Annotated in this window: 22 protein-coding genes and 1 pseudogene; 21 read left to right on the top strand and 2 right to left on the bottom strand. The window is 30.5% G+C overall.

Features of this window, described 5'->3' with window-relative positions:
* Window positions 1-383: 383 nt before the first annotated feature.
* The 19 genes from BO51_RS07840 to BO51_RS07750 all read left to right on the top strand — a co-directional run bounded on the left by BO51_RS07840 (window position 384) and on the right by BO51_RS07750 (window position 22,294).
* Window positions 384-1,604 (top strand): BaiN/RdsA family NAD(P)/FAD-dependent oxidoreductase, encoded by a 1,221-nt coding sequence (locus BO51_RS07840; protein WP_496485582.1) that lies wholly within the window; start codon window positions 384-386, stop codon window positions 1,602-1,604.
* A 50-nt stretch (window positions 1,605-1,654) separates the two neighbouring features.
* On the top strand, window positions 1,655-2,017 hold the full coding sequence (gene aroH / locus BO51_RS07835; RefSeq protein WP_496485580.1) for a chorismate mutase: 363 nt from the start codon (window positions 1,655-1,657) through the stop codon (window positions 2,015-2,017).
* Between the two features lie 48 nt (window positions 2,018-2,065).
* Window positions 2,066-2,731, top strand: a complete 666-nt coding sequence (gene cmk / locus BO51_RS07830; RefSeq protein ID WP_496485578.1) for a (d)CMP kinase — start codon at window positions 2,066-2,068, stop codon at window positions 2,729-2,731.
* 1 nt (window position 2,732) lies between these two features.
* Entirely contained in the window at window positions 2,733-3,311 is a 579-nt protein-coding gene (locus BO51_RS07825) for a lysophospholipid acyltransferase family protein (RefSeq protein ID WP_496485576.1), read from the top strand.
* Between the two features lie 2 nt (window positions 3,312-3,313).
* Window positions 3,314-5,230, top strand: a complete 1,917-nt coding sequence (locus BO51_RS07820; RefSeq protein WP_496485574.1) for a bifunctional 4-hydroxy-3-methylbut-2-enyl diphosphate reductase/30S ribosomal protein S1 — start codon at window positions 3,314-3,316, stop codon at window positions 5,228-5,230.
* Window positions 5,231-5,299: 69 nt separating this feature from the next.
* Window positions 5,300-6,361 carry a M42 family metallopeptidase gene (locus tag BO51_RS07815; RefSeq protein WP_496485572.1) on the top strand — a complete coding sequence of 354 codons (1,062 nt, stop codon included), beginning with the start codon at window positions 5,300-5,302 and terminating at the stop codon, window positions 6,359-6,361.
* Window positions 6,352-7,392, top strand: coding sequence for a M42 family metallopeptidase (locus BO51_RS07810; protein WP_496485570.1), 1,041 nt, complete (start codon window positions 6,352-6,354; stop codon window positions 7,390-7,392). The genes BO51_RS07815 and BO51_RS07810 overlap by 10 nt, the downstream gene beginning before the upstream one ends.
* Window positions 7,376-8,359, top strand: a complete 984-nt coding sequence (locus BO51_RS07805; protein ID WP_496485568.1) for a M42 family metallopeptidase — start codon at window positions 7,376-7,378, stop codon at window positions 8,357-8,359. The genes BO51_RS07810 and BO51_RS07805 overlap by 17 nt, the downstream gene beginning before the upstream one ends.
* Before the next feature lie 174 nt (window positions 8,360-8,533).
* The gene (gene ptsP / locus BO51_RS07800; RefSeq protein WP_496485566.1) at window positions 8,534-10,246 is read left to right on the top strand and encodes a phosphoenolpyruvate--protein phosphotransferase; all 1,713 of its coding nucleotides are present in this window, start codon (window positions 8,534-8,536) and stop codon (window positions 10,244-10,246) included.
* Window positions 10,240-10,689, top strand: coding sequence for a PTS sugar transporter subunit IIA (locus tag BO51_RS07795; RefSeq protein ID WP_496485564.1), 450 nt, complete (start codon window positions 10,240-10,242; stop codon window positions 10,687-10,689). The genes ptsP and BO51_RS07795 overlap by 7 nt, the downstream gene beginning before the upstream one ends.
* 9 nt (window positions 10,690-10,698) lie before the next feature.
* Window positions 10,699-11,478 (top strand): DeoR/GlpR family DNA-binding transcription regulator, encoded by a 780-nt coding sequence (locus BO51_RS07790; RefSeq protein WP_496485562.1) that lies wholly within the window; start codon window positions 10,699-10,701, stop codon window positions 11,476-11,478.
* Between the two features lie 4 nt (window positions 11,479-11,482).
* Entirely contained in the window at window positions 11,483-12,415 is a 933-nt protein-coding gene (gene pfkB / locus BO51_RS07785) for a 1-phosphofructokinase (protein ID WP_496485560.1), read from the top strand.
* Window positions 12,416-12,433: 18 nt separating this feature from the next.
* Entirely contained in the window at window positions 12,434-13,825 is a 1,392-nt protein-coding gene (locus BO51_RS07780; RefSeq protein WP_496485558.1) for a PTS fructose transporter subunit IIC, read from the top strand.
* Window positions 13,826-13,974: 149 nt separating this feature from the next.
* Entirely contained in the window at window positions 13,975-15,291 is a 1,317-nt protein-coding gene (gene miaB, locus BO51_RS07775) for a tRNA (N6-isopentenyl adenosine(37)-C2)-methylthiotransferase MiaB (RefSeq protein WP_496485556.1), read from the top strand.
* Between the two features lie 19 nt (window positions 15,292-15,310).
* On the top strand, window positions 15,311-17,926 hold the full coding sequence (gene mutS, locus BO51_RS07770; protein ID WP_496485554.1) for a DNA mismatch repair protein MutS: 2,616 nt from the start codon (window positions 15,311-15,313) through the stop codon (window positions 17,924-17,926).
* Window position 17,927: 1 nt separating this feature from the next.
* The gene (gene mutL / locus BO51_RS07765) at window positions 17,928-19,787 is read left to right on the top strand and encodes a DNA mismatch repair endonuclease MutL (protein WP_496485552.1); all 1,860 of its coding nucleotides are present in this window, start codon (window positions 17,928-17,930) and stop codon (window positions 19,785-19,787) included.
* A gap of 14 nt (window positions 19,788-19,801) precedes the next feature.
* A complete protein-coding gene (miaA, locus tag BO51_RS07760) occupies window positions 19,802-20,752 on the top strand; it encodes a tRNA (adenosine(37)-N6)-dimethylallyltransferase MiaA (protein WP_496485551.1) in 951 nt (316 codons plus the stop codon).
* Window position 20,753: 1 nt separating this feature from the next.
* Window positions 20,754-20,969, top strand: coding sequence for an RNA chaperone Hfq (gene hfq / locus BO51_RS07755; protein WP_496485549.1), 216 nt, complete (start codon window positions 20,754-20,756; stop codon window positions 20,967-20,969).
* A 32-nt stretch (window positions 20,970-21,001) separates the two neighbouring features.
* Entirely contained in the window at window positions 21,002-22,294 is a 1,293-nt protein-coding gene (locus tag BO51_RS07750; RefSeq protein ID WP_496485547.1) for a methionine gamma-lyase family protein, read from the top strand.
* A gap of 55 nt (window positions 22,295-22,349) precedes the next feature.
* On the opposite strand, the gene lexA is transcribed toward BO51_RS07750, so the two are convergent.
* Window positions 22,350-22,964, bottom strand: a complete 615-nt coding sequence (gene lexA, locus BO51_RS07745) for a transcriptional repressor LexA (protein ID WP_496485545.1) — start codon at window positions 22,962-22,964, stop codon at window positions 22,350-22,352.
* Window positions 22,965-23,143: 179 nt separating this feature from the next.
* Between lexA and BO51_RS07740 the strand changes: the two genes are divergently transcribed.
* A complete protein-coding gene (locus BO51_RS07740; protein ID WP_496485543.1) occupies window positions 23,144-23,449 on the top strand; it encodes a LysM peptidoglycan-binding domain-containing protein in 306 nt (101 codons plus the stop codon).
* Window positions 23,450-23,477: 28 nt separating this feature from the next.
* Here the strand turns inward: BO51_RS07740 and BO51_RS07735 are convergent, their stop codons facing one another.
* Complete coding sequence (locus BO51_RS07735) at window positions 23,478-24,545, bottom strand: tyrosine recombinase XerC (RefSeq protein ID WP_496485541.1); 1,068 nt, start codon at window positions 24,543-24,545, stop codon at window positions 23,478-23,480.
* Between the two features lie 415 nt (window positions 24,546-24,960).
* On the opposite strand from BO51_RS07735, the pseudogene BO51_RS07730 reads away from it, so the two are divergent.
* Window positions 24,961-25,180 (top strand): annotated as a pseudogene (locus tag BO51_RS07730) (hypothetical protein); the annotation flags it as partial.

Here is a 25,180-nt window from a genome sequence, read left to right as displayed (position 1 = left end):
TATCAGTAATCCATAGCTTAGTGATAATAGGCCAGTCACTAGAAACAAGGGTAAGGATGCCGTCCGAATAATGTTTATTAAGTTGGTTTAAAACGAAGTTTTGGTAAGCTTCATGAGGAACAAAAACAGGCTTCATAAAAACACTCCCATCGCAGTTAGTAGGGAAAAAATCCCTTCACCTCGATTATTGGGGCGTTTTTGAAAAGTCAAGTGTTTTTTGGAAAAACATAAAAATAATGCAAGGATATTTTTAAAACTTGCATTTTGATATAAAACCCTATTGAAAAATAGGAGGAATGAAAAAAATGATGGTATAGCAAAGTGTTGTGCCATCTATCTCGGGGTATTCCGAGAGACTATTAATTAAAAAGGAGGGTTAATAGATGGCAAAAGTAGCAGTAATAGGTGCAGGACCATCTGGCATCATTGCAAGTTGTATTGCAACTAATAATGGGCATGAAGTAACTTTGTTTGAGAAAAACAACATGATTGGTAAAAAACTTTTAATTACTGGTAAAGGGAGATGCAACATTACAAATTCATCGCCTATTGATGAATTTTTTGATAATATTGTTACTAATTCTCAATTTCTATATAGTGCCTTATATACATTTAACAATGATATGCTGATAAATTTATTAAATGAATATGGATTGGAAGTGAAAATAGAAAGAGGCAATCGTGTTTTTCCAATTACAGACAGATCAATTGATGTAAATAAAGCTCTTGAAAAGTATTTGATAAAATCTGGCGTAAATTTATTACTTAAAACAAAAGTTACTGATGTATATTATGACGGAAGTAAATTTATAATTGAAATTAATGATAATGATAAAAAAACATTTGATAAAATCATTTTAACTACTGGTGGAATGAGCTACCCAGCAACAGGATCTACAGGAGATGGATATAGATTTGCAAGAAAATTAGGACATACTGTAGTTCCATTAAAAGCATCACTAGTTCCAATGGAAATAAAGAGTAACTATTTAGATCAAGTAAGAGGGCTTTCGCTAAAGAATGTAGAATTAATAGCAACTACAAAAGAAGGCAAATTAATACATAAAGAGTTTGGAGAAATGATTTTTACTCATTTTGGTATTTCAGGTCCCATAGTATTGACTATGAGCAACTATATAAACAAATACATTCCAGATGTAAACCTGTTTATCGATTTTAAACCGGCTTTAACAAATGATAAATTGGAACTACGTATATTAAGAGATTTTGAGAAATACAAGAACAAAGATATAAAAAACGCTCTTGTGGATTTGCTACCAAAGAGCGTTATAGATTGGATAATAAGCGATTCAAACATTATGCCAGATAAAAAAGTAAATCAGATTACTAAAATAGAAAGAAGCAATTTAGTTAATACAATTAAAAGATTGGAATTAGAATTTGTTAAATTAAGACCAATTGAAGAGGCTATAGTTACTAGTGGAGGAGTAAAGGTAGATGAAATTAATCCTTCTACTATGGAATCAAAAATTGTGCCGGGATTATATTTTGCAGGAGAAATTATTGATGTTGACGCATTGACTGGCGGATATAATTTACAAATTGCTTTTTCAACTGGCTACTTGGCTGGAATTAATATATAAATTGCTTGTTAATAGGAACTTAATATTATATAATTAATAAGGAGATTATTATGAATACCATCTCAATTAGAGGAGCTATAACTGTTGATGCTAATACGGTAGAGAGTATAACGTCTTCTACAATAGAATTACTAGAAACAATTGAAAAAAGAAATAAAATAATTAAGAATAATGTGATATGTATGCTATTTACTGCCACTGGTGATTTAGACGCTGAATATCCTGCTAAGGCAGCTAGAATGTTAGGGTATACTCAATGTAGCTTGATGTGCTCACAAGAAATGGCTGTAAAAGGAAGTCTTAGTAAATGCATTAGAGTATTGATACTATATTTATCTGAGGCAAACCAAGATGGAGTTGAACATGTGTACTTAAGAGATGCTAGCGTTCTTAGACCTGATCTTTCAAGTTAAATTGCCACCTTTTGGTGGCTATATTCTTTAGGAGGAAATTAAGATAATATGAATAAAGATTTGATAGCTATTGCTATTGACGGACCTGCAGGTGCGGGGAAAAGCACTGTTGCAAAAGAAATTGCAAAAAAATTAAATCTAGAATATATAGATACAGGTGCAATGTATAGGGCTTATACTTTGAAAGTTTTAGAAAATGGGTTAGATCCCAAGAATGAAAATGAAGTTTTAAGATTGCTCGATAACACAGAAATTACATTTTTAGATAATCACATTTACTTAGATGGAGTAATTGTTGATGATAAGATAAGAGAAAGTATAGTGAATCATAATGTATCATATGTGTCAAGCTATCCGGATGTCCGAAAAAAGATGGTTGAACTTCAACGAGAAATGGCGGACAAGAACAATGTCATCATGGATGGAAGAGATATAGGAACAGTAGTATTACCTAATGCCTCACACAAATTTTATATTACTGCTAAACCCGAGGAAAGAGGGAAAAGAAGATATAAAGAATTTGTAGATAAAGGAGATACTGAAATCAAATTAGAAGATATCGTTGAGGAGATCAAAAAAAGAGATGAAATAGACAGTACTAGAGAAGAATCTCCATTGAGAATTCCTGATGATGCTATTGTTATAGATTCAACAAATCTTACAGTTGATGAGGTAGTAGATTTAATTATAGAATTAATAAAAGGAGAAAATTAAGTTGTTTTATAATTTTGCTAAAGGTATAGTATTTATATTTCAAAAACTTTTTTTTAGGATAGAAGTTGATGGCAAAGAAAACATACCATTGAATGGACGACTTATATTATGTTCTAATCATCATAGCAATTGGGATCCTGTAACTCTGGCTGTTTTTTTTCCGAGACAAGTGCATTGGATGGCAAAAAAAGAATTATTTAAGAATAAATTCTTTGCCAAGGTATTACTTTCGCTTGGTGCATTTCCAGTGGATAGAGAGAAAAATGACGTGGCAGCTATTAAAAAATCCCTTAGGCTATTAAAGGAAGAAAGAGTATTAGGCATTTTCCCAGAAGGGACTCGTGTTAAATACTATAATGAAGATTATATAAAATCAGGTCTTGCTTTGATTGCAATAAAGTCAAAATCTCCAGTACTTCCAGTGTACAGCGAAGGAAGCTATAAATTGTTTAGTAAGATAAAAATTAGAATTGGTAAACCTATTTTTATAGAATTAGAGGAAAATGCAATCCTCGACAATGAAAAATATACAGAAATAAGCAAAGATATTATGAGAAAAGTTTATGAATTAGGAGGTTAATGGTGGAGATAATTATATCAAAGAATGCAGGATTTTGTTTTGGAGTAGAAAGAGCTGTAAACACTGCATTAGAAACAGTCAAAAATGAGGAAATAGTATATTCATATGGGCCATTGGTTCATAATCAACAAGTGGTTAACTTTTTAGAAGACAAAGGGCTTATTACTATAGATTCGCTAGATGATTTACTTAACAAGCAAATTGGATCAGTTATTATTAGATCTCATGGGCTGCCTAAACATACAATTGATGAGATCGAAAAACTTGGATTCAGAATAGTCGACTGTACTTGTCCTTATGTAAAATCTGTTCATAAGAAAGTTTCTGAATATAGCGATAAAGGGTATGATATAGTGATCATTGGCGACAAAAATCACCCAGAAGTAATAGGTATAAATGGTTGGTGCAGCAATAAAGCATATATGGTGAACACAATTGAAGATGCAAACAAATTAGAACCGATGGACAAAGTATGTATTGTGTCTCAAACAACAAATAACATAGATAAATTTAATGAAATATCAAAAACCGTTGAAAATAAGGCTAATGAGACAATTGTTTTTAACACAATATGCAATGCCACGAGATTGAGACAAGAATCTGCTTCAGAGTTGGCGCAAAAAGTTGATGCTATGCTAGTCTTAGGTGGTAAGAATAGTTCAAATACAAAGAAATTAGCAGAAATAAGTAAAATATACAATGACAATGTATATCTTATAGAATCTATATCTGAAATTTCTTTGCAAGAATTAATTAAATTTAATAAAATAGGTATAACAGCAGGTGCTTCAACACCTGATTGGATAATTAAGGAGGCTGTTAGGGTAATGGAAAATTTCAATAAGGATGAAATGATGGAGGCTATAGATAGTTCTTTCAAGAGAATTAATCGTGGCGATGTACTAAAAGGAACTGTTTTATATGTAACAAACAATGAAGTTATGGTAAACATTAATTACAAGAGCGATGGAATTATTCAGAGAGAAGAACTTTCAAAAGACTCAAATGTAAATCCGAAAGATATGTTCAAAGTAGGTGATGAGATTGATGTTTATGTTTTAAAGCTAGATGATGGTGAAGGAAATGTCGTTCTTTCGGCTAAACGAGTAGAATATTTAAAAGATTGGGAAAAACTTGAGGAAAAATTCAAAAATAATGAAACAGTAGAAGCAAAAGTAAAGAATGTGGTCAAAGGTGGTTTAATTGCTTCAATTGATGGTGTTAATGGGTTTATCCCTGCGTCACAAGTATCTGTTAAATTTGTAAAAGATTTAAATCAATATGTAGGGAAAATTCTCAAATGTAAAATTATTGATTTTGATATAGAAAAAAAGAAATTAATATTGTCTAGTAAGATAGTAGAAAAGGAAGAAAAAGAGGAAAAGAAGAAAGATCTTTGGGAAAACATACATGAAAATGACATCATTAAAGGGAAGGTTCAAAGAATAACTGATTTTGGTGCCTTTGTTGATATAGGCGGCGTAGATGGCTTAATACACATTTCTGATATGGCTTGGTATAGAATCAAACATCCATCTGAAGTGTTACAAGAAGGGCAAGAAGTGGAAGTAAAAGTATTAAATGTCGATAAAGAGAAAGGAAAAATTTCATTAGGGTTGAAGCAAACTTTGCAAGAACCATGGGAAGAGTTTATTAAGAATTATAAGGTTGGAGATATCGTTGAGGGAGAGATTGTAAATTTATTAGATTTTGGAGCCTTTGTCAGACTAATTAACGGAGTGGATGGTTTATTGCATGTATCTCAAATTTCTAATGAACACATAGAAAAGCCATCAGATGTTTTGAAGATTGGTGATAAAATTAAAGTTGAAATAGTTGATATAGATGAAGAAAATAAAAAGGTAAATTTAAGCCATAAAGATATTGAGAATAAAGTGAATAATTCAAGTGAAGAGTAACTAACATAAAGCTAGTGGGTTGTATTTACAACCCATTTGTTATATATAGCAAAGCAAAGAGGTGAAATTATGGATATCAAAGAGGCATTGATAACATTAACAAATGCATGTGGAGTATCTGGACAAGAGTATAATTTAAATGAAGTAATCATTGACATGTTCAAAGATTATGTGGACAGCACAGAAATAGACTCATTAGGGAATGTTATTTTTTGTAAGAAAGGCACAAATAATGATGATTTTAAAATAATGTTAGCCGCACATATGGATGAAATTGGCTTAATGGTAACAAGAATTGAGGATAACGGGTTTTTGAGATTCACTGAAGTTGGCGGCGTTGATCCAAGGACCATAGTCGGACAAGAAGTATTAGTGCATGGAAGTAAAGTTATACCAGGAATTATTGGAACTAAACCACCTCATATGATGGATAAAGATGAACAAGAGAAGAGTTTAAAGATAAAGGATATGATAATTGATACTGGTTATCGCAAACAAGAACTTATAAAATATATACATGTTGGTGACTTTATTAGTATTAAAAGAGAGACAATTCCTTTAGCAAATGAGAGAATTAGTGGTAAATCTATGGACGATAGAGTGGGTGTTGCAGTTTTATATGATTTGGCTAAGCGATTGAGTGGTTTTAAACACTATCCAGATGTGTACATGGTGTGTACTGTGCAAGAGGAAGTTACCATGAGTGGTGGGACTACAAGTGCATATTCAATAAACCCAAATATCGGGATTGCAATAGATGTGGGATTTGGTCATACTCCTGAATTAAATAAATCAGAAACTTTAATGATGGGAAAAGGTCCTGGAATAACTTTAGGAGGCAATGTAGATAACAACCTAAGGAAGAGATTAATAGAGATTGCAAAAGAGTACAACACTCCTTATCAACACTCTGTCGAACCAGGACCAACTGGTACTGATGGTTGTGCTATTCAAATAACTAAAGAAGGGATACCTACGCTAGTTATTTCTGTACCACTAAGATATATGCATACATCCGTAGAATTGGTTGATTTAAAAGATATTAGATTTACTTCGATTCTTTTATCTAATTTTATTAAAAGCATCAAAAAAAATGACAATAGTTTTACGGAGGAAAAATTATGTTATTAGAAATATTAACTCAAGCTAATGGCGTGTCTGGTAACGAGAAAGAAGTAAGAGATATAATATATAGAGAAGTGGAGAAATATGCAGATGAAATAAAAATTGATAAAATAGGGAATCTAATAGTTCATAAGAAAGGGACTAAAAAATCAAATAAAAAAGTGTTATTTGCTGCCCATATGGATGAAGTAGGTCTTATAGTAACGGATATTGATGAACAAGGGTTTATAAAATTCACTACTGTTGGTGGAATAGATAAGAGAATTTTGGTTTCAAAGACTGTGAATATCGGGAATAAAAGAGTACCCGGAGTAATAGGTGCTAAACCAATACATTTACAAAAAAACGACGAGAGGGACAATACAATTCCTTTATCTGATTTATATATAGATATTGGTGTTGATAATAGAAATGAAGCAGAACAATTAATAGAAATTGGAGATTATATTGCTTTTAATACTAAATATGAGGAATTTGGCGATGGATATATTAAAGCAAAAGCATTGGATGACAGAGTGGGCTGTTCAATTTTAATTGATTTAATAAAAGATGATCATATAGAATATGATTTTTACGCCGCTTTTACAGTTATGGAAGAAGTTGGTTTAGTTGGTGCAGGACCAGCTGCTTATAGTGTAAAACCTGATATAAGTGTCATTTTAGAAGGCACAGTTTGCTATGAGATGCCAGAGCTAGATTCACATTTGATACCCACACAATTAGGACAAGGACCAGCAATTTCTTTGATAGATAGGCACTCTTTGTATGATTATGAACTAAGAGAGAAAGCAATAGCGACTGCAAAGAGATACAATATTCCGTATCAGTACAGAAAGACTTCAAGTGGAGGGAATGATGCTGGAGAGATTCAAGTCTCTAGATCAGGATCAAAAACATTAGCATTATCTTTAGCAACAAGGTATATACACAGTACTGCTTCAATGATAAATAAAGATGATTACTACAATACTATTTTACTAATAAAACATTTAATGCCAATTCTTTGTGAGGGGGAAGAAAATGATAATAGATTCTAGCTTATTAAAAGAAATTGTGACAACTTATGGACCTTCATCAAGAGAAGAGATGATAAGGAGCCTAATAGCAAACGAAATCAAAGAATATGTACATGAAATTAAAATAGATGCTCTTGGCAATTTAATTGCACATAAAAAAGGGCTTGGGAAAAAGATTATGATCTCATCACATATGGATCAAATAGGATTGATGGCAATAGATATTGATGAAAAAGGATTTATAAGATTTACAAACATTGGTGGTATTAAGCCAGCTTTATTGTTGGGACAAAGAGTGAGATTTGAGAATGGGACAATAGGAGTTGTTTATTCAGAAAAACTAGAAGAAGACAACAAAATCAAAGTCGATAACTTATACATTGACATAGGGACTAATGGTAGAGAAGAAACATTAAATAAAGTTAAAATTGGAGATATTTGTATTTTTCAAAATGAGTTTTTAGAAAGCGATAAAGTAATAATCTCGCCTTATCTTGATGATAGAATTGGTTGCTATATATTAATAGAAACTATAAAAAACGTTATGAAAAATTCAAACGATTTATATTTCGTATTTTCTGTACAAGAAGAAGTAGGAATGAGGGGTGCTAAAACTGCTGCATTCTCAATTGAACCTGACATTGGTTTGGCAGTTGACGTTACATCAACTTTTGATACACCAAAAAGCGAAAAACTCAATGTAAAACTCTTTAATGGAGCAGCAATTAAGGCAATGGATTATTCCCTAATAGCTCATAAAGATATAAAAGATGCTTTGATTGAATTAGCTGAAGCAAAGGGTATTAAATATCAAATAGAAGTATTAGAACATGGAGGAACAGATGCAGGTGCCATTCATATGTCTAAATCAGGTGTTAAAACAGGTGCAATATCTATACCTTGCAGATATATACATTCACAATCAGAGATGGTTTCTAAAGATGATATAATAATGTGCTTAGAATTATTAAAAGCATATGTTGAATAATAGTTTAAAAAGCCTTGGTATTTGATACAGGGCTTTATTTAATTTACAATTTATGGAATAAAATATAAATTTATAGTTATTTTTTGTTGATTAGTGGTATATATTATGATAGAATAAAAACAATCAAAATCGAGCATAATTAGTCAAGATAAATCATATAGCTGGAGGTTTAAAATGAAGGGTAAAAAAGTATATGGCGGAATTGCTATCGGGACTGCATTATTAGTTAAAGAACAAAGCATAGAAGAATTGATAGAGAAAAAAACGATTAATAAGGAAAATGTAGAACAAGAAATAGAGAGGTTTAAAACAGCACATAAGAAAACAATCGAGGATATTGAGAAGATTAAAGATAGAGCTATGTCAACAGTTGGCTCAAGCGAAGCACAAATTTTTGAAGCACATCTCGACATGGCTAATGATCCAATGTTTATCGATTCAGTAATTAATAAAATCAGCTCTGATTTGCTCAATGCTGAATATGCTGTACTAGAAGCTAGAAATGAAATTGTAGAGACATTTATGAGCATACAAGATGAGTATTTGAAAGCTAGAGCTAATGATATAATCGATGTCACCGACACTTTAATAAAAAATTTAATAGGGGTAGAAAATCAAAATATAGCTGATGTCTCAAAAGATACAATTATTGTTGCAAATGATCTTAAACCATCTCAAACTATTCAACTTAACAATTATGTTAAGGGAATAATATTGGAAGAGGGAAGTGTGACGAGCCATGCTGCTATTGTCGCTAAAGCAAAGGGCATACCTACACTAGTTGGAGTAGAAAATGCATTGGAAACAATAAAAAACGATGCAGTTGTAATTATGGATTGTGACAACGTAGATATAATTATTAATCCTTCAGAAGAACAACTTAAACATTATTCCGAATTAGAGAAAAAACAAAACGAAGAAAAAGCTAGGCTATCTCTATATAAGGATAAAAAATGCTTGACAAAAGATGGGCATGAAATAAAGATATTTGGGAATGTTGGCTCTATCGAAGAAGCTAAATTAGTAAAAGAAAATGGAGGATTTGGAATAGGTTTACTAAGAACAGAACTAATTTATATGAATAGCAATCATTTCCCTACTGAAGAAGAACAGTTTAAGTATTACAGCGAAATCGTAAAACTAATACCAAATGAAGTCATCATTAGGACTTTAGATATTGGCGGAGACAAGATGCTACCATATTACAAGTTTCCTGAAGAAATGAACCCTTTTTTGGGTCTTAGGGCGATAAGGTTTTGTTTACAAAATAAAGAAATATTCAAGACTCAATTAAGAGCTATTTTGAGAGCTAGCGCATTTGGAAAAGTAAAAATTATGTTGCCAATGATTAGTAATTTAGATGAAATATTGGAAAGCAAAAAATTAATTCAAGAAGCCAAGAACGAGTTAAAGCAAGAAAACATAGCTTTTGATGAAAACATTGAGGTTGGGATAATGATTGAAATACCAGCTGCTGCTATATCGTCAGATATTTTAGCTAAAGAGGTAGATTTCTTCAGCATTGGCACTAATGATTTAATACAATACAGTTGTGCTGTTGATAGAATGAATAAAAATGTTTCATATCTTTATGAACCTTATCATCCAAGCATATTAAGGTTGATAAAAATGACGATTGAATCAGCAAAGAAAAATCATATTGAGGTTGGTATATGTGGAGAAACAGCAGGTGATCCTGATTATGCTATGATACTTGCTGGTATGGGTGCCGATGAACTATCGATGAGTGCATCTATGATTCCTATAGTTAAAGATAGAATAGCGCAATATACTGTTGAAGAGTTATTAAAAATAAGCAAATTAGTGATGCAACAAACAGATTCTAAATCAGCCTATCAGGCTTTAATTGGAGGTAAAAAATGTTAATAAACGAGAGATTGATAGTATTAGATTCACAATCAAGAGATAGAGATGAATTAATTAGAGAATTAGCTTCATTAGCATATAAGGACGGAAAATTAAATGATATTGATGAGTATATAGAAGCTGTTCTAAAAAGAGAGTCTGAATATAGCACTGCAGTTGGATTTGGCGTAGCAATTCCACATGGAAAAAGTGACAGTGTTGTTGAACCTTTCTTAGCATTTGCAAGGGTAAAAGACATTGACTGGAACTCACCTGACGATAAACCTGTTGACATAGTATTCTTAATCGGAGTTCCTGAAAAAGATGCTGGATCATTGCATTTAAAAATACTAGCTAATTTGTCAAGAAAACTAATGAAAGAAGATTTTAGAAATTCTTTAAGAAATATTAAAACAAACGAAGACCTATTAGATTTTTTAAATAAGAGTGAATTAGGTTTTTAGGAGATTATCATGTTAGCTGATGAAAGAAAATTTCAAATTCTTGAAATGCTTAAGAAACATAAAAGTCTATCAGTTAAAGAGATATGTGATTTTCTAAACATCTCAGAGTCAACAGTAAGAAGAGACTTGAGGGAATTGGAATCCAATGGAAGATTAAAACGTACTCATGGTGGAGCTATTCTAAAAGAATTTTATGCTCTAGAGAATGAAGAAAATGTTAGACAAAAAGAAAATAAATATTTAGAAGAAAAAAAGGAGATTGCCTCTATTGCTTTTAAAATGATAAAAGAGAATATTTCTATTGCGATAGATGCAGGTACTACGACATTAGAATTAGCAAAACTTATTGGACAATCAAATCTTTTTTTAACAGTGGTTACAAATTCATCGGATATATCAAATGCTTTATCACTTAATCCGAATTGTACGATTTATCTAGTTGGAGGAAAACTTAGAAACAATACACTTGCGACTGTAGGAAATTATAGTGTAGATTTTATTAAAAACTTCAATGTACAGATAGCATTTATTGGGACCAATGGTTTGAGCCTAGAAAAAGGTTTAACAACACCCGATCTAGAAGAGGCACAAATTAAAAAAGCTATGATGTCAATTTCAAACAATGTATTTGTTCTAGCTGATAGCTCAAAGTTTGGACTAGTGGCAATGGTTAAAGTATCAGATTTTTCACAGATTGATGCAATTATTACTGATGAAAATATAGATAAAGACACTTTAAGAGAATACTCTAGTCTGGATATTAAGATAATTACTAATAAAAGAAGGTGAAAAATTGATTACTACTGTTACTTTAAATCCTGCAATAGATAAGACTCTTATTTTAAACGAATTAAATTTGGGAAAAGTAAATAGAGTATTGAGAAGCAGAGAAAATATTGGCGGAAAGGGTATAAATGTATCAAAGATAGTTTCGAAGCTAGGTGATAAAACTCAAGCTATAACCTTATTAGGACGAAATAATTTAGACTATGTGAGAAATTTAATAAAAAAATCAAATATAGATTCTATTTTTTATGAGGTAGAGGGATTGACAAGAACAAATACGAAAGTTGTTGATCTAAAAAACAATATTACTACTGACATCAATGAAATAGGTTTTGAAATAGAAAAGGATTTGATAGCTGATATTATACAATTTATAGCGAAAAATTTGTCGAAATCAGATTTCATTGTATTAAGTGGAAGTGTACCAAAGGGATTTCCAAACGATATTTATTCAAAGATAATTGAAAATACTGATTTAAACACTAAATTTGTTGTAGACACTGAAGGAGAGCAATTATTAAATGTTTTTAAAAATGCACCTTTTTTGATAAAACCAAATATTCATGAACTAGAAGATGCTCTTGGCATAAAACTAGATAGTACTGATAAAATTGTTACAACATGTTTATCTTTGATAGATAGATATAAAATAGACAACATCTTAGTTTCCATGGGAGGTGATGGCAGCATTCTAGTATCAAATGATGTTATCTTAAAAGCTGAGCCTGTAAAAGTCGAATTAAGAAGTACTGTAGGAGCAGGTGATAGCTTAGTGGCAGGATTTATTCATGGCATGTTGAATTATGACATGGATAAATATGAAGCTTTGAAGTTTGGTTCAGCTTGTGGCACATTAGCGGTTTCTAAAGACTCAATAGATGACTTGACAAAAACAGATATCCAACAGGTAGCAGATAGTATAATCATTAGGCAATTATAAATTAAAAGAGGTGATCCTATGAAAATTTTAGCAGTAACAGCATGCCCTACTGGAATAGCTCACACTTATATGGCGGCAGAAGCTTTAGAAGAAGCAGCAAAGAAAAAAGGTTATGACATTAAAGTTGAGACAAGAGGCTCTGTTGGTGTTGAAAATGAATTATCAGATGCTGAAATAAAAGAAGCTGATGCAATTATATTAGCATGTGATACAGCAGTACCAATGGAGAGATTTGAAGGCAAGAAGTTGTTAAATGTTTCAGTGTCTGAGGCCATAAAAAATGCTGACGATCTAATAGACAGAGCATTAAACGCAAAAGTATATAAGTCGAGTACAAAAACTCAAGAGGATATTAGCAAAACAGAGCCAATGAAAAAGGAACCAACAGGAGTTTACAAGCATTTGATGAATGGCGTATCTTATATGATACCATTTGTTGTTGCTGGAGGAATAGCAATAGCAATAAGTTTTCTATTTGGATATGATTCTGCATCAAATGAAGGAAGTCTAGCAGCTTATTTAATGGCTATAGGCGGAGGCAATGGGGCATTTGGATTGATGATCCCTGTATTGGCTGGATATATAGCATATTCAATAGCTGATAGACCAGGATTAGCGCCAGGTATGATTGGTGGTATGGTTGCAACACAAATAAACGCTGGGTTTTTAGGTGGCTTAGTGGCGGGTTTCTTAGCTGGATACATTGTATTAGCTATTAAAAAATATATAAAGTTACCAAAGAATTTACAAGGGATTATGCCGGTTTTGATAATACCAGTTTTAAGTTCATTGTCAACAGGTTTGTTATTGTTTTATGTCATAGGTAAACCGGTAGCTGCAATAAATAATGGAATGAATAACTTTCTAATGAGTATGTCTGGAGCAAATGCAATAATTTTAGGTGCTATTCTTGGCTTAATGATGGCTGTAGACATGGGAGGACCAATAAATAAGGCTGCTTATGCTTTTGGCACTGCAACTTTAACAGCAGCAGTTGGGACTGGGTCTGAAATCATGGCTGCTGTAATGGCAGCTGGTATGACGCCACCTTTAGGAATTGCACTAGCAACTATTTTATTTAAGAATAAATTCACTAAAGCTGAAATTGAAGCTGGCAAAGCTTGTTGGGTTCTTGGAGCAAGCTTTATTACAGAAGGTGCAATACCTTTTGCTGCAGCCGATCCTATCAGAGTAATTCCTTCTCTGATGATTGGTAGTGCAATTACAGGCGCTATGAGTATGGCGTTTAAAGCTACGCTAGCAGTTCCTCATGGAGGCATATTTGTTTTCTTTGCGGTGGAAAATCTAGTGGGTTACATTATATCAATAGCAGTAGGAACCGTTGTTACAGCGTTGGTATTAGGTGTTTTCAAGAAAAATGTTGCAGAATTAGCAGCACAAAGTAAATAATTATTGCAATTATTTATCTTTATTATGAACAATCAAGTAGGAATATTTAAGCTACTTGATTGTTCTTTATTTTTTATATTTATTAAGTAAGTTATTCTTTATGGTATAATATAATAGTATTATAAACATTATGGGGAGAGATTAATTTAATGATGAAGTTTCATATAAGTACATTTGGATGTCAAATGAATGAACACGATACAGAAAAAATAATTTGGGTTTTGGAAAAGATAGGATATCAGCAGACTAATAATCGAAATGAGGCTGATATTATAATTTTTAATACCTGTGCAGTCAGAAAGACAGCAGAAGATAGAGTGTTTGGCCAATTGGGAGAGCTTCAAGATTTAAAAAGAAAAAATCCTGATTTAATTATTGCTGTATGTGGTTGTTTAATGCAGAAAGAAGAAATCAGAGATTATTTCTTAAGCAAGCATAAACATATAGATATAGTGTTTGGCACAAATAATATTCATAAGTTACCACAATTAATAGATAGACATTTGCGTACAGGCGATAAAGTAATAGATGTTATAGAAGATACAAGAGAAATATCAGATAATATTGATTCAAATAGAAAATATTCTTATAAGGCTTTTGTAGATATAATGTATGGATGCAACAATTTTTGCAGTTATTGTATTGTTCCTTATACTAGAGGCAGAGAGAGAAGTAGATCGGTTAAATCAATTATTAATGAGGTTGAGAATTTAGCACAAACAGGATGTAAGGAAATAACTTTATTAGGGCAAAATGTTAACTCTTATGGGAAGACATTAGAGGAAAAAACAACCTTTTCTCAGTTGTTGGCATTATTAAATAAGATTGAAGGCATTGAAAGAATTAGATTCATGACATCTCATCCAAAAGATTTCTCGGATGAATTGATAGAGGCATATAAAAGCCTAGACAAGCTATGTAATCATTTGCACTTACCTGTTCAATCGGGGAGTAATAGAATTTTGAAACTAATGAATAGGAACTATACTAAAGAACAATATCTTGAACGAATATATAAGTTAAGAGAAGAAATACCAGATATAGCTATAACAACTGATATTATAGTCGGATTTCCTGGAGAAACTGAGGAAGATTTTGAAGAAACTTTAGATTTAATAAAAAAAGCTAAATTTGACTCAGCTTTTACTTTTTTATATTCTATTAGAGAAGGGACTAATGCAGCAAAGATGACTAATCAAATACCTGATGAAATTAAACACGATAGATTTCAAAGATTATTGGATGTTTTATATCCGATAGGACTCGAATCTAATAAAAGATTGATTAAAACAGTACAAAAAGTATTGGTTGAAGAAATAAGCAAGAACGATGAAAATATACTATCAGGGAGAACTGAGTGTAATAAACTTGTCCATTTTAAAGGCAGTAGGGACATTATTGGACAAATCGTCGATGTTGAAATTACAAATGTAAAAACTTTTACGCTAGAAGGAAGAATGGTGTAATATCCGGAGGTTTAAGGCAATGAACGAATTGACGCCAATGATGAAACAGTATATGAGCATTAAAGAAAAGTATAAGGACTCAATTTTATTTTTTAGACTAGGCGATTTCTATGAAATGTTTTTTGATGATGCGTTGATAGCATCTAAAGAGCTCGAAATTACTCTTACCCAAAGAGACTGTGGCTTAGATGAAAAGGCACCTATGTGCGGGGTGCCACATCATGTAGCTGATCAATATATTTCTAGATTGGTTGAAAGAGGCTATAAAGTAGCAGTTTGTGAACAAGTAGAAGATCCTGCTCTAGCTAAGGGAATTGTGAAAAGAGAAATTATAAAAATAGTGACGCCTGGTACTATACTAGACACATTGGCTTTAGATGAGAAAAGCAATAATTTTTTGGCAAGTATATATTCAGATGATTATGGCGTCGGCTTATCGTATGTCGACAACTCTACAGGTGAGGTGTATACAACACAATTCATAGGTGACGAACCATATAAAATGTCATTTATTATTGATGAGCTAGGAAAAATAATGCCATCTGAATTAATCATAAACTCTAATTTTTCTAACGATAAGAAAGAATTTAATCTTATAAAGAATAAGCTAAATCCATTTATCAATATATATGAAGAAGATACAATAAATTTAAATAGTTATAAAACCCTAATATTAGATTTCTTTGATAATGAGATTGTAGAGAAAACTAATCTAAATGAAAAAATATACTGTCTGATAAGTTTATCTAAACTAATCCTCTATTTAAAAGATACACAATTTAATATGATTGAGCACATAAACTTCTTCCAGTATTATGAACCGGAACAGTTTATGATCATGGATATAAATACAAGAATGAATTTAGAGATAAATGAAACAATTAGAGGGAAAAACAAAAAAGGTGCATTAATTAATATTATAGATAAAACAGTGACAGCAATTGGAGGCAGACTTTTAAAAAAATGGCTTGAACAACCTCTTATAGATCAAAAGCAAATAGAAGATAGATTAGATATTGTAGAATATTTTACAAATAATTTAATATTTCTTGATGAAACAAGAAATTTATTAAAAAAAGTATATGACATTGAGAGATTATCAACTAAAATAGTAAATGGAATATGCAATGCAAGGGATTTATTGTCTTTAAAACTTTCAATCGAGATATTGCCAGAACTAAAAATAATATTATCTACCTCTTCTTCAAATATATTAAAGACAATAGGTTTGGAATTAGATGATTTAAAAGATATTTATCTAATTATTGAAAACTCTATAGCAGAAGATCCACCCGTCTCAATTAAAGATGGAGGGATAATAAGATCTGGTTTCAATAAAGACTTAGATGAGTTGAGAAGCGTATCAAGGAATTCAAAAAAATTATTAGCTGAATTTGAATCTAAACAAAGAGATATAACAGGAATTAAAAATTTAAAAGTGGGATATAATAGAGTCGTTGGATATTATATTGAAGTAACTAAAACTAATTTGGGCTTAGTTCCTGATTATTACATTAGAAAACAAACTTTATCTAATTCTGAAAGATATTTTACTAAAGAGCTAAAAGAAATAGAAGAAAAAATAATGGGCGCGGATGAAAAATCAATACAATTAGAGTATGAACTATTTCAGAATATTCGTGACAATATAAAATTGCAAATTAATAGAATTCAGAAATGTAGCAGAACTCTTGCATATTTAGATGTATTATCCAGTTTTGCACAAGTTGCGATAGATAATAAATATGTACGTCCAAAATTTAATAATAATGGTGTGATCGAGATATTGGATGGAAGACATCCTGTAGTTGAGAATGTGATAAAAGATCAGATGTTCATACCTAATAATGTATCTTTAGATGAAAAAGATAAAATGATTCATATTATAACAGGACCTAACATGGCTGGGAAATCTACATTTATGAGACAAGTTGCTATAATCACTTTGATGTCACAAATAGGTTCATTTGTACCTGCTCGAAGTGCTAATATTTCCATTGTGGATAGAATTTTTACACGCATAGGTGCATCGGATAATTTATCTCAAGGTGAAAGTACTTTTATGGTTGAAATGAATGAGGTTTCCAATATAATTAAGAATGCTACAAAAAAAAGCTTAATTATACTTGATGAAGTTGGGAGAGGAACAAGTACCTATGATGGCTTGAGCATAGCGTGGGCTGTTGTTGAATATATTGCATCTAATATTAAAGCTAAAACACTTTTTGCAACTCATTATCATGAATTGACAGAACTAGAGAATAAGATTGAAGGGGTCAAGAATTATCATATCACTGTTAGAGAAAATGGTGATGACATTATATTTTTAAGAAAGATTGTTGAGGGAAAAGCAAATAAGAGTTTTGGCATTCAAGTGGCAAAACTCTCTGGACTACATCAGAGTATTATTGAAAGAGCTAATGAAATATTGGAATTAATAGAAGAGCGTGAATTGACAATAGAAAAAACTAGCAAGACAAATAATGATGAAGTACAATTAAGTTTATTGGATTATAAGAGAAATTATTTTATTGAGAAAATATCAAATATAAATATAAATTCTTTAACTCCAATTAATGCAATGAATATATTAAATGACCTTGTGAATGAAGCTTTAAAACTAAAGGAGTCATAGTATGTCAAAAATTAATTTATTAGATGACAATACAATAAAAAAAATAGCTGCAGGTGAAGTTATAGAAAGACCTTCGTCTATTGTTAAAGAATTAGTTGAAAATTCTATAGATGCAAATTCTAGTCAAATAATTATAGAAATAAAGGATGGAGGAACAACTTATATTAGGGTAACAGATGATGGGGAAGGAATGGAAAAAGAAGATATAGTTTTAGCATTCAATAGACATGCTACCTCTAAATTGAAGACAATAGAAGATCTATATAAAATAATATCTATGGGTTTTAGAGGGGAAGCTCTTTCTAGTATAGTATCAGTATCAAATGTTGAGGTTGTATCTAGAACGAGAGAAAATATAGTAGGAAATAAAGCAATTTTTGAAAATGGAAAACTAAAACATATAGAACCTATCGGTGCGAATGTTGGAACAACAATTATTGTAAGGGATGTTTTCTTTAATTTACCTGTCCGAAGAAAATTTTTAAAAAGTAATGCCACAGAAGAAAGATATGTAGCTGATATTGTAACAAAAATAGCTTTAGGAAATCCTAGAATATCAATGAAATTAATTCGAGATGGTAAATTAGTATTAAATACAAGTGGTTCACCTGATGAACTTAATGTTATATATCAATTATTGGGTAAAGATATTGCTAAAGGAATCAGTTTAATTGAATTTAAAGATGACAATCTTAGCTTTAGAGGTTATTTTTCAAATAATAATATTTTCCGCAGCAATAGAAATTATCAGTACCTCTTTGTCAATAATAGGTATGTATATGACTATAAGCTAGCAAAGGTTATTGAAGATCAATATAGTTCTTTGTTACCTATAAACAAACATCCAGTATTCATACTCTATATTGATATTGATCCATCTTTAATTGATGTAAATATTCACCCAACGAAACAGGAAATAAAATTTATTGAAGAAAATAAAATATATTCAATTATAGCAAATCAAATTAGAAAAAATACAAATAAAATTGTTAATATTCCTCATCCGAGCATTGAGAACAATAATGAAAAACAAATTGGGAAATATCCATATATATGGGAAATAAAACATGATTACAACGATGATTTAAATTCAAATATTTCAAAAACAGAACGAGTAGAAGAAAATAATATATTTGACTTTAAGGATTACACATCAACTGATTTTAAAAATAGTTTATATCAAAATAATGATAAAGTTAATGAAAACTCTAACAAATCCGTTAATAATATAAAAGAGGATGATAAATATTACGATAATGATAATAATACATTAAAAAAATTTAACAATTTAAAACCTATCGGAATAGCTTTCAACACTTATGTCTTTTTAGAGGATTATGAATCTGACACTATATTTATTATTGACCAACATGCAGCTCATGAACGTGTTATGTATGAAAAATTAATGAAACAATACTATGATGAATCAATTGTGGTTCAACAATTACTTACCCCACAAATAATTGATTTATCGCCAGCGGATTACTTAAAAGCAAAAGCTAATATTGACATTTTTAATAAGTCTGGATTTATTGTGGAATTATTCGATGATAAAAGTATTGTATTAAGAGGAATACCTCTGGTTTTTGGTAGACCAAACGGAGAGAGGTTGTTTTTAGATATTTTAGATAATTTAGAGGTTAATGATGTTGGGATTTATACTACTGAACTTGAAAAAATAATGAAGATAGCATGCACATCAGCGGTTAAAGCTGGGGATAATTTAAAGCAAATAGAAATACAATCTTTATTAACACAATTAAGTGAATGTGATAACCCATATACATGTCCTCATGGTAGGCCAACCATAATTAAATTTAATCGAAAAGATTTAGAAAAGAAATTCTTGAGAATAATATAATTTGGAGATAATCTATGAACAATAATTTAATAGTAATTACAGGACCAACTGGAGTAGGTAAAACTGATTTGTCAATTTGCTTAGCTGATAAAGTATATGGAGAGATCATTTCTGCAGATAGCAGACAAATATATAGATATATGAATATAGGTACTGCAAAAGTAGAAAAGGAACATATTGACAAGATCAAGCATCATATGATAGATATTGTAGATCCTAATGAAGAGTTTAGTGTAGCTGATTTCAAAAGAATGGCAACTGGAATAATAGATGATATAAATAGTCGAGGGAAAATACCATTATTAGTGGGAGGAACGGGTTTATATATAAATTCAATAGTCTATGATATAGATTTTACGAACGTTGCTTCAAACCCAAAAATAAGAGAGCATTACGAGTCGATTTTATTGGAAAAGGGGAAGCAAGCATTATATGATTTGCTAATAGAAAAGGATTTTGAATCTGCAAAGAAATTAAATGTAAATGACACTAAAAGGATTATTAGAGCTTTAGAAGTATATGATGTATCTAAAATACCTATGAGCAAGCAAAACAAAAATTTCAGAAAACCTTCTACAAAATATAATTTAATTATGTATTGTTTATATATGGATAGGATTAAATTATATGAGAGAATAAATTTAAGAGTTGATAGAATGATAAAAGAAGGATTGATTGAGGAAGTAGAAGAATTAATTAAAATGGGCTACAAGAGAACATTAAATTCAATGCAAGGAATAGGATATAAAGAGATAGCTGATTACCTTAATGGTATTATAACTTTAGATGAAGCGATAGAATTAATTAAAAAAAGGACTAGAAACTATGCCAAAAGGCAATTGACATGGTTTAAGAGAGATGAACGCTATAAATGGATAGATGTAGATGAATTTACTAATTCTATGACGCTTTGCGAATGGATTTATAGTGATATAAGAAAGAATTTAAATAAGGAAGGAGTTTAATATGAACCAACAAATTAATATCCAAGATCATTTTTTAAATGAAGTAAAGATAAATAACAGTGAAGTCACTGTGTATTTAATAAACGGTTATAAGATGAAAGGTAAGATAGTTGGGTATGATAACTTTATAATCGTTGTTGATAGTGAAGGCAAAGAAATATTGGTATATAAACACGCAATTTCCACAATTATTCCTTCTGAATATATAAGAATATAAGAATACAAGAATACGGCTTAAAGGGTGAAAGTATGCTAAAAGAAATACAAGATGAATTAATTAATTATTTTAAAATTAAGAATGAAGTAATAGAATTTGTAAATGAAGTAGAAAAAGAAATAACACCTAAGTTTTCTACTATTAACCAGATTAAGATGTTTAATCAGTACAAAGTTATATACGCTATGCAAAAAATGAAATTAGGGAGCAGCGATTTTGGATGGAATACAGGTTATGGGTATGGAGATATAAGTAGAGAAAAGGTTGAAAATATATATGCTGAAGTTTTTAAGGCTGAAAGCGCATTGGTGAGACCTTCCATAGCATCAGGAACCCATGCAATAAGTTTAGTGTTTAGCGGGATTTTGAAACCTGGAGATGAACTTTTATACATTACTGGTTCTCCATATGATACAATGTTAAAAGTTATCGGGGTTAAAGGAGATGAACCAGGTAATCTAATTGAAAATGGCATATTATATAATCAAGTAGATTTAACAAAAGGACATATAGATATAACAAAAACATTAGATAGTATAAATGATAAGACTAGAATTATTGCAGTGCAAAGATCGACAGGCTATAGTGATAGAAATGCAATTTCTATCAAAGAGATGGAAGAAGTTTTCTCAATTATAAGGGAAAAGCACGACAACGTTATTTTATTTGTTGACAATTGCTATGGAGAGTTCACGCAAATGAAAGAGCCAATTGAAGTTGGAGCAGATATAATAGCTGGTTCATTGATTAAAAATCCAGGTGGAGGTTTGGCAGTTTCAGGAGGGTATATTGCTGGAGAAAAACAATGTATTGATCGTATATCTAATAGATTGACAGCTCCTGGATTAGGTAAAGATTGTGGATTAACATTTGGCACAAATAGAATAACATTGCAAGGACTATTCATGGCGCCTAATATTGTTGCAGAAGCTTTAAAGGGTGCTATCTTAATGGGAGCATCTTATTATAGACTTGGGTTTAAAATCACACCTTCAATTGAGGATGAACGTAGCGACATTGTTCAAGCCATTAGATTTGAAGACCCAGTAAAAGTGATAGAATTTTGTAAAGGAATACAACAATCAGGTGCTGTTGACTCATATGTTACTCCTGAAGCTTGGGATATGCCAGGGTATGAAGATAAAGTAATAATGGCATCTGCAGGATTCATCGAAGGATCATCGATAGAAATAAGTGCTGACGCACCTATGAGGGATCCATATTATGTGTATTATCAAGGTGGAATTAATTACGAACAATGTAAGCTTGGAGTAATGAAAACTCTAAATAATTTGATAGATAAAAATTTAATAAACTTGAATTAAAAAATAAATGGATTTAAATTTAAAATTTAAATCCATTTATTAAATCCATTCATTTTTAATATGTTCTATATAAAGCTTTTACCTTACCTAATATTTTAACATCTTTAGCGTAAATAGGTTCCATGAATTGATTTTCTGGTTGCAATCTTATGCGGTCTTTTTCCTTGAAAAATCTTTTAACTGTAGCTTCTTCACCAAGCAAAGCAACAACTATATCGCCATTCTCCGCATATGATTGAGAACTTACTAACACTAAGTCGCCATCTAAAATTCCTGCATCAATCATACTTTCTCCTTTTACTTTCAAGAAAAACACATCATGTCCTTCTACAGCTTCAACTGGAAGTGGGAAAGTATCTTCAATATTTTCAACGGCCAATATTGGTTCTCCAGCTGTAACTTTTCCTAATATAGGTATATCAACAGTAGCCTTTTTTGGATATAAACTATCATTTACGTTCAATATTTCGATTGCTCTAGGTTTATCGGATGCTCTTCTGATATAACCTTTTTTTTCGAGTGCAATTAAATTGTTATGAACAGATGATGTGGATTGCAAATTAACTCCTTTGCCAATTTCTCTTACTGAAGGAGGGTATCCTTGCTCAGAAGTAAATTTAATTATATATGATAGTATTTCAATTTGTATTTTTGTTAAATCTTCGTACATTTAATCACCTCAATAAATTCTTAGACGAGCATATTTGCTTAACTTATGACCATTATAGCATATATGGGAATCATAATCAAACAAAAGTTCGATATTTTTTTAAAAACTATTGACATTGAACATATGTTTGATATAATTTAACTATCGAACATATGTACAAAACAATAGGAGATGATTGAATGAAAGCTAAAAGAATTATCATTTATAATCCAAGAAGGTTTTTCTTGTTTACAACATTATTAATTATTATTTTGAGTATTATTATTGGTAGTTTTTTAAATTTAAACAAATCATATGGGCAAGGAGAGGACAAACAGTTTGAATATTACGTTGTGAAAAAAGGAGATACGCTTTGGAGCATTGTTAGTAATCACTATTCTGATAAATATGATCCTAGGCATTTGATATACCAAGTTAAATATTATAATTCGTTGGAAGATAATATCATTTACGAAGGAGATACTCTTAAATTGCCTACACTATAACAATGTAGGATAGTATAGGCAATTTAAATTATTTATTATTTTCTTTCGTATCGCTATGAATTTCATCATTATAATCATCATCATAATTGTCATCATTCTGGCTATGAACTACGTTGTTATTTAATTTTGAAACATCTTCAACAGAAATTTTACTCAGAGGGTTGCTGTTCACAGCTTTTCTAAGTCTTTCATTGTCAATATGTGTATAGATCTGTGTAGTTGATACAGATTCATGCCCTAATATTTCTTGCAAAGCACGTATATCTACATTACCATATTTATACATTAGAGTAGCAGCCGTATGTCTTAATTTATGAGTAGAGTAAATTGAAGTGTCTAAACCAGACTTATCTAAATATTTGTCAATCATGTGTTGGATTGCTCGATTGCTCATTCTTTGTTTTCGTTTACTTAAAAATAAAGCTTTTTCATTAGCTACAACTGGCCTTATTTGAAGATAATCTCTAATAGATACAACACAGGATTCATTGAGAAAAACAGTTCTTTCTTTGTTTCCTTTTCCTATAACAGTTAAAGTATCGCTTCCATTGAAACTATCTACATCGATGCTCGATAATTCAGAGAGTCTTAGACCGCAATTTAAAAACAAAGTTATTATACAATAATCTCTTTTCCGAAAATATTCATTGCTATTTTTAGAAACTGTTTCTAATAAATTTAATGATTGATCTAATGTTAAATAAGTTGGATGACGTGATTCGATTTTAGGGAATTCTAATTGAGCTGCTGGATTTTTTTCAAGTAGGTTAACTCTATCCGTCAAATATTTAAAGAAAGATCGAAGAGATGCCACTTTTCGTGATCTTGTTGAATTCCCATCATTTTTTTTCTTATCTAAAAATGACATGAAAGAATAAAGATCCTGGATATTAACTTTTCTTATAATATTTATATCTATATCGCTGATATCTATATCTTCAAAACCAATATTTTCTTCTACTAGTCCATATCTAATTTTTAAAAACTTAAAAAAAGTTTTTAGATCATAGTAGTATTCTTTTGTCGTATTAGGTGAAGTACCCTTTATAGTTTCCATATAATCTAAGTAATCGTCTAAAATAATAGGATTTTGCATTAAAGTTACCCCTTTTAGCTATATATTAGTCACAAAATAACTATTTTGTGACTAATATAATTATAATATAAAAGTTAATATTTTACAATCCTAATACAGTTATTTTTCATGAGATTTCCCAATAATGATGTTATTATTGATTATATTATTTTGCGATAATCTTTAAAAATAATTTTAAAAATTATACAACTCCGTTTTTAAACATTGCTTATTTTTTATAATTAATTTTGATTATTCATTTGTGACTAACAAAATCAATATAATCATCAATTATGTATCATATAATATAAACAAAGTGTATTTTTTGTAAATGATAAACTGATAATGTAGAAAAATTAGAATCTCAAAATGCACAAATTTATACATTTTTTCTTGTATAATATTTCTAAAAAGCTTAACTGACAGGAGAGATATTATGCGAAAAGATGTATTGAATCAAATTAAGTTGATAAAGGAGGATGTAAAATTATTGAATAAAAGTGAACTAGCACGAAGATTTAATTGTGATCCTCGTACAGTTGAAAGATATATCAATAGTGCAGGATCTGATGTAAGAAAACCAAGGGAAATAAAAAGTAAAATAGATGATTTTGAAGAAATAATTATTGATAAGGTAGATAATTGGGGTTCAAATT

This window comes from Soehngenia saccharolytica DSM 12858, assembly GCF_059568515.1.
The sequence above is the reverse complement of the archived record's forward strand: the minus strand, read 5'-3'. Positions and strand labels throughout refer to the sequence as shown.

Excerpts from the sequence above, each read along its gene's own strand:
- BO51_RS07840 (WP_496485582.1), top strand. The coding sequence starts at position 384 with ATGGCAAAAGTAGCAGTAATAGGTGCAGGACCATCTGGCATCATTGCA.
- aroH (WP_496485580.1), top strand. The coding sequence starts at position 1,655 with ATGAATACCATCTCAATTAGAGGAGCTATAACTGTTGATGCTAATACG.
- cmk (WP_496485578.1), top strand. The coding sequence starts at position 2,066 with ATGAATAAAGATTTGATAGCTATTGCTATTGACGGACCTGCAGGTGCG.
- BO51_RS07815 (WP_496485572.1), top strand. The coding sequence starts at position 5,300 with ATGGATATCAAAGAGGCATTGATAACATTAACAAATGCATGTGGAGTA.
- BO51_RS07810 (WP_496485570.1), top strand. The coding sequence starts at position 6,352 with ATGTTATTAGAAATATTAACTCAAGCTAATGGCGTGTCTGGTAACGAG.
- BO51_RS07805 (WP_496485568.1), top strand. The coding sequence starts at position 7,376 with ATGATAATAGATTCTAGCTTATTAAAAGAAATTGTGACAACTTATGGA.
- ptsP (WP_496485566.1), top strand. The coding sequence starts at position 8,534 with ATGAAGGGTAAAAAAGTATATGGCGGAATTGCTATCGGGACTGCATTA.
- BO51_RS07795 (WP_496485564.1), top strand. The coding sequence starts at position 10,240 with ATGTTAATAAACGAGAGATTGATAGTATTAGATTCACAATCAAGAGAT.
- BO51_RS07790 (WP_496485562.1), top strand. The coding sequence starts at position 10,699 with ATGTTAGCTGATGAAAGAAAATTTCAAATTCTTGAAATGCTTAAGAAA.
- BO51_RS07780 (WP_496485558.1), top strand. The coding sequence starts at position 12,434 with ATGAAAATTTTAGCAGTAACAGCATGCCCTACTGGAATAGCTCACACT.
- miaB (WP_496485556.1), top strand. The coding sequence starts at position 13,975 with ATGATGAAGTTTCATATAAGTACATTTGGATGTCAAATGAATGAACAC.
- mutS (WP_496485554.1), top strand. The coding sequence starts at position 15,311 with ATGAACGAATTGACGCCAATGATGAAACAGTATATGAGCATTAAAGAA.
- mutL (WP_496485552.1), top strand. The coding sequence starts at position 17,928 with ATGTCAAAAATTAATTTATTAGATGACAATACAATAAAAAAAATAGCT.
- miaA (WP_496485551.1), top strand. The coding sequence starts at position 19,802 with ATGAACAATAATTTAATAGTAATTACAGGACCAACTGGAGTAGGTAAA.
- hfq (WP_496485549.1), top strand. The coding sequence starts at position 20,754 with ATGAACCAACAAATTAATATCCAAGATCATTTTTTAAATGAAGTAAAG.
- BO51_RS07750 (WP_496485547.1), top strand. The coding sequence starts at position 21,002 with ATGCTAAAAGAAATACAAGATGAATTAATTAATTATTTTAAAATTAAG.
- lexA (WP_496485545.1), bottom strand. The coding sequence starts at position 22,964 with ATGTACGAAGATTTAACAAAAATACAAATTGAAATACTATCATATATA.
- BO51_RS07740 (WP_496485543.1), top strand. The coding sequence starts at position 23,144 with ATGAAAGCTAAAAGAATTATCATTTATAATCCAAGAAGGTTTTTCTTG.
- BO51_RS07735 (WP_496485541.1), bottom strand. The coding sequence starts at position 24,545 with ATGCAAAATCCTATTATTTTAGACGATTACTTAGATTATATGGAAACT.